This window comes from Prevotella sp. E15-22, assembly GCF_023204875.1.
GTDB lineage: Bacteria > Bacteroidota > Bacteroidia > Bacteroidales > Bacteroidaceae > Prevotella.
This window is the reverse complement of record NZ_CP096247.1, coordinates 3,155,087-3,169,798: the sequence shown is the minus strand read 5'-3', so window position 1 is coordinate 3,169,798 and position 14,712 is coordinate 3,155,087. Positions and strand designations below refer to the sequence as shown.

Genomic DNA, 14,712 nt, shown 5'->3' with positions numbered 1-14,712 from the left:
TCAGAAGGTAACCTCTGCACCCAATGTAAAACAGCGTGCGGCGGGATAGTCGCCACGGTCCACACCACTTTGTATCTCGGGCTCGTAGCCTTTGTATCCGGTCAGAGTGAACAGATTCGTGGCTGTGGCATAGAGTCGTATGCCGTCTATCTTGAGCGGCTTCAGGAGTGATGCGCCCACTTGATAACCTATGGTCAGTGTCTTCAGCTTAAAGTAGTCGGCGTTCTCCACAAAACGGCTGTCTATGTAGTTGTAGGGGCGTACATCGCTGACAGCGGGATAGTCGTTGGTGGGATTATTGGCCGTCCAACTGTCAAGGATAACCGACGATACGTTATAGCAGTCCGTAGGACTCTCCAATGTTCTGCGCAGTGCGTTATAGATATGTCCGTTTGCCGTTCCCTGAAACTGTACGAACACGTCCAGTTGCTTGTATTTCAGACTTGTTGACAAGCCGTAGGTGACATTCGGTTGTGCATGTCCTAAGATCACACGGTCGTATTCGTTCACCTTGCCGTCGTTATTGATATCTCGGAATTTCTCTTCACCCACCTTGGGCTTGCTGCCGTTTTGGGTGGGCAGTTTACTGATGTCTTCGTCTGCCTGCACCACGCCGTCGAACACCAGTCCGTAGAATGAGCCCACCGCTTCTCCTTTTCGTAGAATGGAGTAATTGTTGGTGTTCAGTTCCTGATGATTGCCAAGATTCGTTATCTCGTTTTTGTTGTAAGCCAGGTTACCTTGGATATTCCAGGTGAGCTGTCGTTCTCTGAAGGGTGTCACTCCCAATGCCAGTTCAAAACCTTTGTTCTCGACGTTGCCGATGTTCTGTAGTTGCGATGATACGCCATATTTAGCCACATCGACAGGAACGGTGAGCAGCAGGTCGTTCGTCTTCTTGTGATAGAAATCGGCTGTCAGGGTCACAAGACCATCCCAAAGCGTGGCATCAATACCGATGTTGGCCGATACGGTTGTCTCCCATTTCAGTTTGCTGTTGGCAGCATTCGACTTGGTATAGTGCACATTGCCACCAGTGGTGCTCGTTGTATAGGATGTAGAGTACAGATAGTCGCCAATCTCCTGGTTACCCACTGTTCCCACTGAGCCGCGCACCTTCAGGTCGCTGAGCCACGTCGCGTTACTGAGAAACGATTCGCGGTTGACGTTCCACGACAGGCCGATAGAAGGGAAGAAGCCCCAGTTATGATTTTGCGAGAAACGCGACGAACGGTCAGCACGTATCGTGGCGGTGGCATTATATCGTTCAAGCAGTGTGTAGTTAACGCGTCCAATCAGTGAATGCAGGTTCGAAGAACTTTCGCCCGACACGGGAGCTGCATACTGACTGCCGCCCGAGAGGTTGTTCTGCTTCAGACTCTCATCGGTATATTTGCTCGACGAACCGATGAGCTGTGTGCGGTTGGTGGTCTGATAGGTATAGCCCACAAGTGCGTCGATAAAGTGGTCTGAGCCCAGTTGGCGCTTGTAGTTCAGCGTAAATTCCGTCTGCCAGGTCTCCAGTCGGCGCTTGGCAATGCTGCCCGTACCGCCGTTGGCCAGTCCCAGTGCCGTGTAGTGGGGCGCAAAATAGTTCTGCGTGAGGTTGTCGATGTCGAAGCCCAGGCTGGCTTTACCCAGAAGTCCCTTAACAAACTCATAGTTCAGGTTGATGTTGCCAATCACATCATCGCTTACCGACTGTGCCACACTGTTCTCCAGGTCAGACACGGGGTTGGCGGCAATGTCGCCCATAGCAAAATACGCATATTCATAAGGGTTCGTGTAATTATACGAGCCATCAGCCTTATAGATAGGCACCACAGGTGGCATGAGCAAGGCATAGGTCAGCGAATTGGTGATGCCTCCCTGATAGGGCGACGAGTTGAATGTCACCCCCGTGGTTGTGGTGAGTCCGTCTTGCTTGTTACGACTCACGTTAAGTGCTGTCTCAACGCTGAGTTTCTCGGTAAGTTTACGATCAATGTTCAGTCGTACAGCAGAGCGGTTGAACCCTGTGTTCAGCACAATGCCTTCCTGGTCGGTGATGTTACCAGTCAGCAGAAAGCGTGTACGGTCGTCACCGCCGCTGATAGTCACATTGTGTGACTGGCTGACCGTGTTTCTGAGTACGGCATCCTGCCAGTCGGTACCTGCTCCCAGGGCATCAATCTGTTCGTCGGTATAGCCACCTTTATTATAAAAGTATTGCTTTTGATAGCGAGCCCATTCTGTGGCGTTGAGCACGCTGAGTTTCTTTGAAGGACTGCCAAAGGTCAGTTGGTAGCCATATTTGATGGTGGTCTTGTCGCGACGGCCTTTCTTCGTCGTAACCATAATCACACCATTAGCACCGCGTGAGCCATAGATAGCCGTAGCCGATACGTCCTTGAGAACCTCAATCGACTCGATGTCGGCGGGGTTGATAAGACTCAGTGGACTGATGCCACCGCTGATGCCGGTGCCACGTTCGCCGGTGCTCAGTGTGCCGCTCTCCTTATAATAAAGGAAGCCGTCAATCACATAGAGGGGCTCGTTGTTGGCACTGATAGAGTTGCCGCCTCGAATACGGATAGAGGAACCACTGCCAGGCTGTCCCGAGGTGGTCACCTGTACGCCTGCCACCGATCCGCTGAGCAGTCCGTCGAGGGTGGGCAACACGTTGTTTTTCAGAACGTCCTGACTGATGCTGACCACGCTACCCGTCAGTTGGGTGCGCTTCTGTGTGCCGTAACCCACAACAACGACCTCGTTGAGGTTGTGGTCCTCTTCCTTTAACTTCACCACCAGATCACCATCATCACCCTTCACGCTGATAATCTTCTGTTCATATCCCATGTAGCTTATCTTGAGCTGCGAGGGGAAAGTGGCGACATCGATTCGGAAACGTCCCTCAGCATCGGACACTACGCCTATTTTGCTGCTGGCATTGTAGATGGTGGCACCAATAATAGCCTCACCCGTTTCGGCATCGGCCACCTTACCAGAGATGGGGGTTGCCGATGCCGTATGATGGAAAACAATGGCTATCGTTATTAAGAGAAAACGTGTTATCAGAAAATGCTTCATACCTTATCCTTTACTATTAAATCAATTCAACGGTGCAAAGGTACGCCGTTTCTTGTGCCCTCACAATCCCTTTTCTATGGCATTCGTGTACCATGAGTGTGGTATATTGCTGATTTTAATGGTTTTTGGAGCCTTTTTTGATGGAAAAGCAGTACCTTTGTACCCAAAAATTAAACGATGGCAATAGATAGTGCAATATTTCGTAGGAGTGAGTTGCTGCTGGGTAATGAGGCGATGGACCGCATTGCCCAAAAGCGTGTGATTATCTTTGGTGTAGGCGGCGTAGGCTCGTGGTGTGCCGAGAGTCTGGTGCGTAGTGGTATACGCCAGTTGACGATTGTCGACTCCGATCGCGTGTGCATCACCAACATCAATCGTCAGCTGATGGCCACCACCAAGACCGTTGGACAGGTGAAGGTGGATGCTCTGAAGGAGCGCCTGCTCAGCATCAACCCCAAGGCCGAGATTACCGCCCTGCAACAAATCTTCTCGGAAGAAACTGCCGAGAGTTTTGAACTCGATACCTATGATTATATTATCGACGCCATCGACTCGCTGAAAGACAAGGCTGCCCTTATCCTTTTGGCCTGCAAGACAAAGGCTAAGTTCTTTTCGTCGATGGGCGCTGCGTTGAAGCTCGATCCAACGCGCATCAAGGTCACTGAGTTTTGGAAAGTACAAGGCGACCCTCTGGCACGCGCCTTACGAAAGAAGTTCAAGTCACAGAAGCTATTCCCTAAACGCAAGTTCCAGTGCGTCTATAGCGATGAACTGCTGGAGAACCGCGGCCAGAACGCCACCTGTGGCACAGAGCAGTGTATGTGCCCCAAAGCAAAAAATGGTCCAGGCGACCAGAGTCTCCTGAACCATGAGTGGTGTTCTTCGAAAGCCCAGATTAACGGAACCTTAGCTCATATCACAGCCATCTTCGGCTTTATGCTGGCAGGTCTCGTTGTTCAGGACGCAACGGCAGAATAATCCTTATTTCTTGTTTGAAACGGGAGTGCCTTCGCTCTTTTTGGGGGCGTTCTTCACCTCCTTTGCCTCGTATTTAATCTTTTTGAATCCCTTGATGATGTTGTCGACATTGGTCTTGTCGGCATCATACTTGATGGTGACCATCTTGGTGCAGAGGTCGGTTTCAATGGCTTTGACGCCCTTTTCGAAGCGCAGGTTACTCTTGATCTTCTTCTCGCAATTCTCGCAGTGCATCTCAGGGTTGGTGGTCAGTACCACCGTCTTGATGTCCTTAGCCAGTGCAACCGTTGCGGTCAACATCATGGCGCTAAAGATAAATAACTTCTTCATTGTTTATTTGTTTTTGGATTAATACATTCTTCCTATATTCACGCGTATGCCGGCATAGAACATGGCCCCATGCACGGGTCCCCAAACCATGGTGGGGTCGAAAGTGCTGCTCCAAGGATCGACAGCATTAATGATGGATTGCTTCTGACGGAAACCTGTGAGGTTCTCGCCACCAATATAGACGGAGAAATGACGGAACCAGCGGGTGATTTGTGCCGATACCTGCTCGTAGCCGTGGAAGTGGCTGTCCCAGAGGGGAGCCCCCGAAGCGTCGGAAACGGGTGTCGGCATGCGTCCGCCACCATTCAACTGAAGGGTGGCATCAAACTGCCAGATGCCAAGTGGGGTCTTGTAGCTGGCAGTGACCAGTCCCTTGTATCGACTGGTTAGCGGCTTCTCCATCAACTCACCGCCATAGGTACTTTTCACATCATTCCAACGCCATGCTGCTGTCAGTTCCAAGCCTTGCACCACGGAGTAGGTGGCATCCACCTGAATGGTGTTCGAATACGATTTGCCGTCGAGGTTGCTCATGCGAATCTCAGCTGGATTACTGTCGTAGTCGATGATTGTCTGATTGCTAAAGTGCGTGTGATAATACTCAGCGTTCAGCTTCAGTGTTTTGCCGAACACGGGAATATAGAATGAGCTGCTGAGGCCAGAGTTCCAAGCCTCTTCTTGCTTCAGGTCGTCGATGACCAACTGGCGTCCACTGGCCAACAGGTTGTTGTTCTCGGCCAGGGCATGTACAGAACGATAGCCTTTGCCAAACGAAAGACGCAAGCTCACCACTTCGTTGGGCGATAGCTTCAGGTGGAAACGTGGTGTTACAAAGGTGCCGTAGCGACTACTATGGTCGGCTCTCAAGCCAGCCATCGCCACAACTTTTTCGTTCAGATTGTAGGTGTACTGGGCATAGATGCCAGGGGTCGTTTCTTTTGTGGCAGTCCACTTCTCGCCAATCACTGCTCCCTTCTCATTCAGATAGTCGTGGTTCAGCGAGAGACCAGCCGACAGACTATGCTGAGGCGTGAATGATGTCTCGAAGAGGAGTTGTGCATAGGCATTCTTTTCGTCCACGTTATAGGCCTTGTGACCATAGTTGGCGTCCAACTGATGCATCGAGGCGCTACCCATCACGGCAATGTTCGTTCCGTGTGCGGGGTCGAGGATAAAGGCGTGCTTCATATAACCCTCGTAGCGGTTGGTCTCTAAGCCTATTTTATATAAATGTGAAAGATGTGAGGTGTGTGACGTCTGTCCGCCTTCGCGCTTCTCCTTCATCAGGCCGATGCCACCATGAAAAATATAGTTACGTCCCTTCCAGTTCCAGCGGTTCTGCAGGTTCCATTGACGCACGTTGGCCTGGTCGAGAAAACCATCGTTGTTCTCATCGTGATGACCATAGTCGTCTTGATAGTGCGCCAGTAGCACCGTATTTAGTTTGTCGTTCAGATGGATGCTTGCATCGGCATTGGCATCCATACGACTCTTACTGTTGCCATAGACGTTTACCGTGATGCCCTCGTCGGCCTCTGGTTTCAGATACTCCACATCAATCTGTCCTGTGATGCTCTCGTAGCCGTTCTTTACCGACGAGGCACCTTTCGACACCTGAATGCCACTCATCCAAGGACCAGGCACATAGTCCAGCGCATAGGGCGCAGCCGCTCCGCGGAAGTTTGGCAGGTTCTCAGTGAGCATCTGCACATAGGTGCCACTCAATCCTAAAAGTTTGATTTGCTTGGCGCCAGTGGCAGCGTCGCTATAGTTCACGTCAACGGATGGGTTGGTAGTGAAGCTCTCGCCAAGGTTGCAACAGGCGGCCTTGAACAACTCCTCTTTTTGAATCATCACACCATTCACGGCGCCTCCCATCTTGCGAGTGCCGGCTCGGCGTGAAGTGATAGTCACGTCGTCCAGTTTCTGTGTTTTCGTAATGGTGGTATCTGTCTGCTGGAGCGTCGTTTCTTGTCCCATAGCAGGCAGACAAAGCATCATGATGATGCTTGTCAGAATATGTTTCATGCTTTTTCTATGTTTGTTTCTTTGTGTGAATATGATACAATGACTTTTCTGGGCAACGTCACGACGATGCTCAGAGATGTTAGATACTCATATCAAAGAATCAAATCAGCAATATTCGGATGAAGTTCAAGTAGGCGCGAGGCTTACCCCTCCACACCTGTGGCATGAACCGTTGTGGTGCCTTGTGTTCCGTAAGTGTTGGCCATCCTGTCACAAGACTCGGCAGGAAGGTCAGCAAGGGTTGCACCACATGGAAGTTGGGCTTGACGGTCTTAGCTGTTTCCGTAGGCGACAACTCCACATGCTGCATCGTGACACAGCAGAAGTTCTGGTTGCAATGCGCATCGTGCATGGCCTCGCTGCTGAGCACGGTGAGAATCTTCATCCTTCCCGTGTGGTGGCAGTGCATGATGTTAACGCCACTTCCGATGAGCAATAGGAGCATCGAAAGCAGCATCGACAGGCCGATGTGAAAGCATTTCTTCATTCTTTTGTGTTGTTTGCGGGTGCAAAGTTATGACATTTTCCTCTTACTCGCAAGAAACAAACGTTAATAAACAAAAATATGAAGAGGTCTACTGTTGGCCATCTGCAAGGAAAAAAGTGTTTGTTGCCTATTTCGGACGCAGGGCCACGCGCTTCGACTGACCAATAGCACCAGCAGGACACACCAGACGGCACAGATGGCAGCCCACGCAGCGGGTGCCAACGAGTCGCGGACGCCGACTGTCATGGTCGAAGACGATGGCCTGGTGACCGCCATCGTTGCACGACATCTCACAGCGGCCGCATCCCACGCACAACTCATGGTTGAACTTCGGATATACGATGGTATCGCGATTGAGCGAGTCGGGCTTCAGGAACAGTGGCAGTGACTCGCCAACGAGTGGAGCGAGCGACTTCAGACCACGCTTAGCCAGATAACGACGCATACCCAGCACCAGGTCGTCGATGATGCGATAGCCATACTGCATGACGGCGGTACACACCTGAACATTGCTGCATCCTAGTTGGATGAACTCCAGGGCGTCACGCCAGGTCTCTATGCCTCCAATGCCACTCAATACGGGCTTCTCTGGCATCTGTGCCAGTTCCAGCACATGGCGCAGGGCAATGGGACGGACGGCACGTCCTGAATAGCCCGAGATGGTGCGCTGACCAGCCACCTCTGCACCAGTATCCATCGTCACCGATTTGATGGTGTTGATGGCCGAGATGGCGTCGGCACCTGCCTGCAGACAGGCCTCGGCAGGTTCTGTGATATGGGTGATGTTGGGCGTCATCTTGGGGATAACGGGAATCTTCACGTTTCGCTTCACGCAGGCCGTATAGGTCTTTACCAGTTCAGGACTCTGTCCCACGTCGCTACCCATGCCCTTGTGCTTCATCTGCGGACACGAGAAGTTCAGTTCTACGGCATCACAGCCAGCCTCCTCGGCCATCTTGGCCAGTGATATCCATTCCTCTTCAGTCTGTCCCATGATGCTGGCCACCACCACCTTTGTAGGATAGTCACGTTTCAGTCGGCGCAGGATGTCAAAGTCCATCTCCACAGGGTTCTCACTCAACTGCTCCATGTTGCGGAAACCATAGAAATCACCATGGGTGGCATTGTTATGCATCGCATCGAATCGTGGCGACACTTCCTTGATCTCCTGCAAGCAGATGGTCTTGTAGAAGACGCCTGCCCATCCAGCATCGAAGGCATGAGAAACCATCTCGTAGTTCGTACACACAGCCGATGAGGCCAGGAAGAACGGATTCTCGCACTTGATGCCACAGAAGGTGATGTCGAGTGGTGGATACTGGCTCTCGTCAACGTCGTCCTTGTGGATGGCATGCACCATCTCCTTGATGCGGATGGGCCAGTTATAGTGGATACAGGCCTGCTCGGCGCGCTCCAGGTCGCCGTCGCTGCAGTCCTTCACCCATTGTAGGGCGGGCTTGTGGTTATCAAAGCGGATGGCACGGATGGCGCGTGCAGGGTCGCCTGTTTTGCAGGCTTTGGTGCAGGGAGCATCCTGGCAGAGCAGACAGCGGTTGGCCTCTTCATAGATGTTCACCTTCCTTACCTTGACGCCCTTCAGGTGAATCTGGTCGTTCTCCAGCGATTCGATGATGGCCAGCGACTCAATGTTTTCTATGCCGGCCTCTGCGAGTACCTTGCGACCGCCCTGAAACTCCTTCTCAATAATGAAGCCCATGCCCACAATCTCGGCACCAGCCTGACGACATAGGTCAACAATGCCCATTCCTGTGTTGCCATAGGCCAGGAAGTCATCAATGAAAAGCACACGATCCTCGGGCGAGAGATACTCGCGACTGATAACCAGCGTATAGTCATTCTGCTTGGTAAACGAGTGTACCTTCGTCGAATAGAACCTCCCCATTGTCGACGTCTTTTTCTTCTTTGCAAAGACCACGGGCAGTTCCATCGTGTAGCCCAGCATAACGGCTGGTGCGATGCCCGATGCCTCAACAGTCAGTATCTTAGTGGGTCTGGCCTGCGCAAAGCGGTTCATAAATTCCACTGCCACCTGTTTCATCAGGTAGGGGTCCATTTGGTGGCTCACAAACCTATCCACCTTCAATATGCCACCTTCCAGACAATGTCCATCCTGCAAAATGCGGTTAATCAAGGTCTTCATAGTTCTAACGTTTTTAGTTTCTGTGGCAAATATAGTGAAAAAAGTGGAAACATCAGACTTTTTTCTTTGAAAAAATAAACAAAGATGCAAGACTGTTTTTATATTTGTCATCAGAGCGCCTGGAACAACTGCTCCAAAGCCTGAAGGAGGACAGCGCGAGGCGTGCCAACGTTGAGGCGCATGAAGCCAGAGCCGCCGATGCCAAACATGGCACCATCGTTCAGGGCCAGGTGGGCATGGTTGACAAAGATGTCTACGAGCGCATCGTGACTGAGTCCCAGGGCGCGACAGTCGAGCCAGACAAGGAAGGATGCCTGTGGGCGCCAAGGCTTTATCTGAGGCAGATGCTCCCTGCAGTAGTCCTCCACGAAGCGGATGTTATCCTCGATATAGCTGAGCATCTGCTGGCGATAGTCCTCTCCCTGCGTATAGGCTGCGATGGTGGCAATAGGCGAGAATAGAGGCGGGTCGTTGAGTTCGTTGGCCTCGAGCCAGGTATAGAAGCGGCGACGCAGCGAGTCGTTGGGCACAATGGCATAGCTACTCACGATGCCAGCGATGTTAAACGTCTTCGAGGGAGCGCCGAAGGTGATGCTGATCTGGGCAGCCTCGTTGCTCACTGAGGCGAAGGGAATATGCTTGTTGCCAAAGAGTGCCATGTCGGCATGAATCTCGTCGGAAATGACAATGATGTTGTGCTCGAAGCAGAAATGAGCCAGTCTTTGCAATGTTTCCTTTGGCCAGCATACGCCAGCAGGGTTGTGTGGATTACTCAGAATCAGCAGTCGGCACTTGTCGTCGACAACCTCGGCCAACTGCTCAAAGTCCATCTCGTAGGTTCCATCCACCTCTTTCAGGGGGTTATAGACCACCTTGCGTCCATTACCTTGGGGCGTCAGGCGGAAAGGATGATAGACGGGAGGCTGGATAATCACCTTCTCGTCCTCCTTCACAAATACGTTGATGGCCATGCCGATGCCCTTCACGATTCCTGGGATATAGGTGAGCCATTCGCGCTTCACCTCCCATTGATGATGGTCGCGAATCCACTGGATGATGCTGGTCCACAACTCATCGGGCACCACCGTATAGCCAAACAACGAATGCTCCAAGCGTTGACGCAGGGCGTCCGTGATAAACTGAGGCGTTTCAAAGTCCATGTCGGCCACCCACAGGGGCAGCAAGTCATCACGTCCATAACGCTCCTTGAGTACCCCATGCTTCAAGTCGCCACTGCCCGTACGATCAATAATCTTATCGAAGTCGTATGTCATGCGAGTGCCTGTTTGATGTCTGCGAGAATATCCTCTTTGTCTTCCAATCCTATAGACAGACGGATGGTGGTCTGATGTACGTCCATCTCATTCAGTTGCGCCTCAGGGAAGTTGCCGAAGATAGTTGAGGCCGGATGGATGGCCAGCGTGCGACTGTCGAAGAGGTTCGTGGCGCGATGTACCAGTTTTAAACGGTTCAGAAAACGGAAACACGCCTCTTTTGAATCCAGGTCGATGGTGAACATAGCACCTGCCGTTGGTCCAAACTGCTGTTGGGCGAGGGCGTGATAGGGGTTGCTGTCCAGCCCCACATAGTTCACTTTCACCACCTTACTTAACTCCTGCGCCAGCCACAAGGCGTTGCTAGCCTGACGCTGATAGCGCACGTCGAGTGTTTCCAGTCCCAGCGTTTGCATATAGGCAGCCTGTGGTGTCATGTAAGCCCCCAGGTTGAACAGCAGTTCATATTTCAACCGCTTGTTGATCTCAGGGAAGGTGCCATAGTCGATGACCAGTCCACCCAGCGACGTGCCGCCCCCTGAGAGATACTTCGTGCTCGACACCACCTCCACGTCAACGCCCAATGTTTTCAGGTTCGTTTCTGTGAAAGGAATGACTGTAGAGTCAGCAATCACGGGCACACCCTTGCTGTGGGCAATCTCGGCAATAGCCTTCAGGTTGGCCACCTCCAATTGTGGGTTGGTCACCACCTCAAGAAACACTGCACACGTCTTGTCGTCGATAGCCTTGGCCACAGCCTCCACGTTGGTGAGGTCACGTAGTCGTGGCTCCACGCCAAAGCGCTTAAGGGTGGTGGTGATGAGGGCCAGCGTGTTGCCAAACAGATGGCGTGACGACACGATGTTCTTACCCTGCTCGCTCACTGCCAGCAGGGTGTTACTGATAGCAGCCATACCCGAGTTGAAGGCCGTCACGTGGTCGGCCCCCGTCAGCGCCTTCACACGCTGCTCGAAGTTGGTCACTGTGGGATTTTCTACACGTGCGTAGTCGGGTGCCTTGATGCGATTACAAAAGGCATCCGCCATCTCGGCCGCATCCTCAAACTCGAACGCCACGTTATTATAAACAGGTACGGCCAGCGCTCCGTAGACATCTGGCCGTACATATGGGTTATTTATTGCAATTGTCTGTTTGTTCATCCTTACCAATTTTTCTACCTCTTAGTCTTTGTATTCTGAATCTTTTTACCTTTTTAGATATAGAACTCCGACGAGTCTATCAAGCCCGCTCGCAGGGCGTATTTCACCACCTCGTGGGCCGTGTTGATGCCCAACTTGCGAAAAATGTTCTTGCGGTGGGTGGTGATGGTGTGTATGCTCGAGAAACGCTCGTTGGCAATCTCCTTGGTGGTCTTACCCTGAGCAATGGCCTTCACAATCTCCACCTCGGTGGCTGTCAGCACGCTGGGCTGTTCCTCTTCCTCGTTGTGCTGACTGATAATCACCTCCAGGGCGCGCTGACTGATAAAGCGCTGATGGCGACCAACGGCCTCCAGCGCCTCGCGCACCTCCTGTAGTGGTCCGTCCTTGAAAATGATGCTGAACTGATGCGACGAATAGACCATCCTGCGCAGGAAGCGCGGCGTGAGTTCCTCGCTGACGAGAATCCAGTCGGACAATGAGAATCGTTCTGCGACAATCAGGAGCTGATCTTCGTCGGAGAAGTCAAACAAGGTGTAGTCCAGAATCACCACGGCACTCTCGTGCTCCTTGAGCAATTCCACCAGTCCGGCCTTGTCCGAGGCCTTATACACCACGTTCTCCTCGTCCTTCTTCAGAAGGCTCTCCAACGCGAAGCGCGTCAGTTCCTGATTGTCTGCAAGAATGAATTTTCCCATCAATTATCTAATTTTCATGCAAAAGTACGAAATTCTCTTTAAATATTGTCCAATGCCTGCGACAAATCTTCGATGATATCGTCGATATGCTCTGTTCCGATGCTCAGGCGCACGGTTGAAGGCGTGATGTGTTGCTCGGCCAGTTCCTCAGGCGACAACTGCGAGTGGGTGGTGGTGTAGGGGTGAATCACCAGACTCTTCACGTCGGCCACGTTGGCCAGCAGCGAGAAGATTTGCAGCGCATCGATAAACTTCCACGCCTCTTCCTGTCCGCCCTTGATCTCGAAGGTGAAGATAGAGCCGCCGCCGTTGGGGAAGTACTTCTGATACAGTTTATGGTCGCGATGGTCGGCCAGAGCAGGGTGGTTCACCTTGGCCACCTTGGGGTGCTTAGCCAGGAAGTCGACCACCTTCAGTGCGTTCTCCACATGGCGCTCCACACGTAGACTCAGCGTCTCGACACCCTGCAGCAGGATAAAGGCGTTGAAGGGCGAGATGGCAGCACCAGTATCGCGCAGGACGACGGCACGGATACGGGTGACGTAAGCGGCTGCACCTACAGCATCAGCAAACACGATGCCGTGATACGAGGGATCGGGCTTCGAGAGGGTGGGGAACTTGTCGTTCTGCTTCCAGTCGAACTTGCCGCCATCCACAATCACGCCGCCCAGGCTGGTGCCATGGCCGCCCAGGAACTTGGTGGCAGAATGAACAACAATGTCTGCACCATGCTCCAAGGGACGGATGAGATAAGGCGTTCCAAAGGTATTATCGACAATAAACGGGATGCCGTGCTTGTGGGCCACAGCGGCCACACCCTCCAGGTCGAGCACGTCAGAGTTGGGGTTGCCGAAGGTCTCGGCATACACTACCTTGGTGTTAGGTTTGATGGCTGTCTCCAGTGCGTCGAGGTCGTTCACGTTGACAATCGTGTTACTGATGCCCTGAGTGGCTAAGGTATGGGTAATCAGGTTGTAAGAGCCGCCATACAGGTTATCGGCAGCCACGATATGATCGCCAGCCTGCACAATGTTCTGCAGGGCGTAGGTGATGGCAGCAGCACCAGAAGCCACAGCCAGACCAGCCACACCACCCTCGAGGGCAGCCACACGATCTTCGAATACGCCCTGGGTCGAGTTGGTCAGTCGACCATATATATTACCTGCGTCGCGCAGGCCAAAGCGGTCGGCAGCGTGCTGCGAGTTGCGGAACACATAACTGGTGGTCTGATAAATGGGCACGGCGCGAGCGTCGGTTGCAGGGTCAGCCTGTTCCTGGCCTACGTGGAGTTGCAAAGTCTCAAAACGGTAATTCTTGTTCTGTGCCATAATCTTTTTCCTTTCTTTTATTTTAGTTTTACTTATGTTTTGTTTTCTGGGTGCAAAGTTACGGCAAAAAGAAATATCTTCCAAATTTCTGCTGAAATCCAGAAGATATCCCTAAATTCTTCATTTTGACTTTTCTTCTATTCTAATTCGGTCCCTAAAAACAGAGTCAAACAGAATATCATTCTAAAAAGTGGCCTTTTTGAGTGTGTTTAGCCTGCTTTTGTAGCATTTCCTAGAACACTGCCTTCACTATCTTACATACATTATCAGGTCTGGCCATCGTATAATAATGGATGGCAGGCACCCCATGCGCCAGCAGGTCGCGACTCTGCTGGATGGCCCATTCAATGCCCACCTGATAGGTGGCCTCAGGCGTCTTGGCCTTCGCTATCTCGCTCACCAGCTCCTGAGGAATGTCGATATGGAACGAGCGTGGCAGCAGGTCAATCTGTCGCTGACTGGATATCGGTTTCAGTCCAGGCACCACAGGGATGGTGATGCCCGCTTGGCGCAGACGGTCGACAAACGCATAGAACTTCTGGTTGTCGAAGAACATCTGCGTCACGATATAGTCGGCCCCAGCCTCCACCTTCTCCTTCAGGTGCTGAATGTCCGTATCCAGGTTAGCCGCCTCAAAGTGCTTCTCAGGATAGCCGGCCACGCCAATACAAAAGTCCGTCGACAGTCCCTTCTTCACCGTGGGGTCCAGATACTGACCACGGTTCAGGTTGCGAATCATCGTTACCAGTTCAGCGCTGTGACTGAAGCCGTCGGCCTCAGGGATGAAGTAGCGCTGACCAGGCAAGGCGTCGCCACGCAGGGCCACCACATTCTGAATACCCAGGAAGTGGAGGTCCAGCAGTTCGCTCTCAACACGCGACTGAGAGGCGCCGCCACAGATCACGTGAGGCACCACCTCTAGGTCAGGATAGCGACGGATGATGGCACCCACGATGGCCGTCGTACTGGGGCGCTTGGCCACTGTCATCTGCTTAAACGTGCCATCAGCATTAGGCACATACTCCACCTCGTCGCGATGGCAGGTTACGTTGATGAACGGCGGCTGAAACTGCATCAGCGGTTCAATGCTGTCGTACAGCCTACTCACGTCGCTGCCCTTGAGAGGCGGCACAAGTTCAAAACTGGCGAACGGTCGCTGAGAACTATTGATGATGTCGATGACTTTCATATCGTTGTTA

At 52.3% G+C, this 14,712-nt stretch carries 11 protein-coding genes and 1 pseudogene; 1 reads left to right on the top strand and 11 read right to left on the bottom strand.

The window, feature by feature from the left end:
- Positions 1-3,069 carry a TonB-dependent receptor gene (locus M1D30_RS13055; protein WP_248504674.1) on the bottom strand — a complete coding sequence of 1,023 codons (3,069 nt, stop codon included), beginning with the start codon at positions 3,067-3,069 and terminating at the stop codon, positions 1-3.
- Positions 3,070-3,246: 177 nt separating this feature from the next.
- Here M1D30_RS13055 and M1D30_RS13050 point away from each other — a divergent pair, with 177 nt between their 5' ends.
- Positions 3,247-4,047 carry a ThiF family adenylyltransferase gene (locus M1D30_RS13050; protein WP_248504672.1) on the top strand — a complete coding sequence of 267 codons (801 nt, stop codon included), beginning with the start codon at positions 3,247-3,249 and terminating at the stop codon, positions 4,045-4,047.
- Positions 4,048-4,050: 3 nt separating this feature from the next.
- Here M1D30_RS13050 and M1D30_RS13045 read toward each other — a convergent pair whose 3' ends face one another.
- The 10 genes and pseudogenes from M1D30_RS13045 to M1D30_RS13000 all read right to left on the bottom strand — a co-directional run bounded on the left by M1D30_RS13045 (position 4,051) and on the right by M1D30_RS13000 (position 14,702).
- Complete coding sequence (locus tag M1D30_RS13045; RefSeq protein ID WP_248504671.1) at positions 4,051-4,377, bottom strand: heavy-metal-associated domain-containing protein; 327 nt, start codon at positions 4,375-4,377, stop codon at positions 4,051-4,053.
- 18 nt (positions 4,378-4,395) lie between these two features.
- A complete protein-coding gene (locus M1D30_RS13040) occupies positions 4,396-6,405 on the bottom strand; it encodes a TonB-dependent siderophore receptor (RefSeq protein ID WP_248504669.1) in 2,010 nt (669 codons plus the stop codon).
- A 100-nt stretch (positions 6,406-6,505) separates the two neighbouring features.
- Positions 6,506-6,892, bottom strand: a complete 387-nt coding sequence (locus M1D30_RS13035) for a hypothetical protein (protein WP_248504667.1) — start codon at positions 6,890-6,892, stop codon at positions 6,506-6,508.
- Between the two features lie 127 nt (positions 6,893-7,019).
- On the bottom strand, positions 7,020-8,468 hold the full coding sequence (gene preA / locus M1D30_RS13030; RefSeq protein ID WP_371874193.1) for an NAD-dependent dihydropyrimidine dehydrogenase subunit PreA: 1,449 nt from the start codon (positions 8,466-8,468) through the stop codon (positions 7,020-7,022).
- An 18-nt stretch (positions 8,469-8,486) separates the two neighbouring features.
- Positions 8,487-9,053, bottom strand: a pseudogene (xpt, locus tag M1D30_RS13025) (xanthine phosphoribosyltransferase); the annotation flags it as partial.
- A 110-nt stretch (positions 9,054-9,163) separates the two neighbouring features.
- Positions 9,164-10,327: a MalY/PatB family protein gene (locus M1D30_RS13020; RefSeq protein WP_248504665.1), complete on the bottom strand. Its 1,164-nt coding sequence runs from the start codon at positions 10,325-10,327 to the stop codon at positions 9,164-9,166.
- Positions 10,324-11,487 carry a PLP-dependent aspartate aminotransferase family protein gene (locus M1D30_RS13015; protein WP_248504663.1) on the bottom strand — a complete coding sequence of 388 codons (1,164 nt, stop codon included), beginning with the start codon at positions 11,485-11,487 and terminating at the stop codon, positions 10,324-10,326. The genes M1D30_RS13020 and M1D30_RS13015 overlap by 4 nt, the downstream gene beginning before the upstream one ends.
- A gap of 53 nt (positions 11,488-11,540) precedes the next feature.
- Positions 11,541-12,185, bottom strand: coding sequence for a response regulator transcription factor (locus tag M1D30_RS13010; protein ID WP_248504661.1), 645 nt, complete (start codon positions 12,183-12,185; stop codon positions 11,541-11,543).
- Positions 12,186-12,223: 38 nt separating this feature from the next.
- Positions 12,224-13,513 (bottom strand): O-acetylhomoserine aminocarboxypropyltransferase/cysteine synthase family protein, encoded by a 1,290-nt coding sequence (locus M1D30_RS13005; RefSeq protein WP_248504659.1) that lies wholly within the window; start codon positions 13,511-13,513, stop codon positions 12,224-12,226.
- A gap of 232 nt (positions 13,514-13,745) precedes the next feature.
- A complete protein-coding gene (locus M1D30_RS13000; protein WP_248504657.1) occupies positions 13,746-14,702 on the bottom strand; it encodes a methylenetetrahydrofolate reductase in 957 nt (318 codons plus the stop codon).
- Positions 14,703-14,712 lie beyond the last annotated feature (10 nt).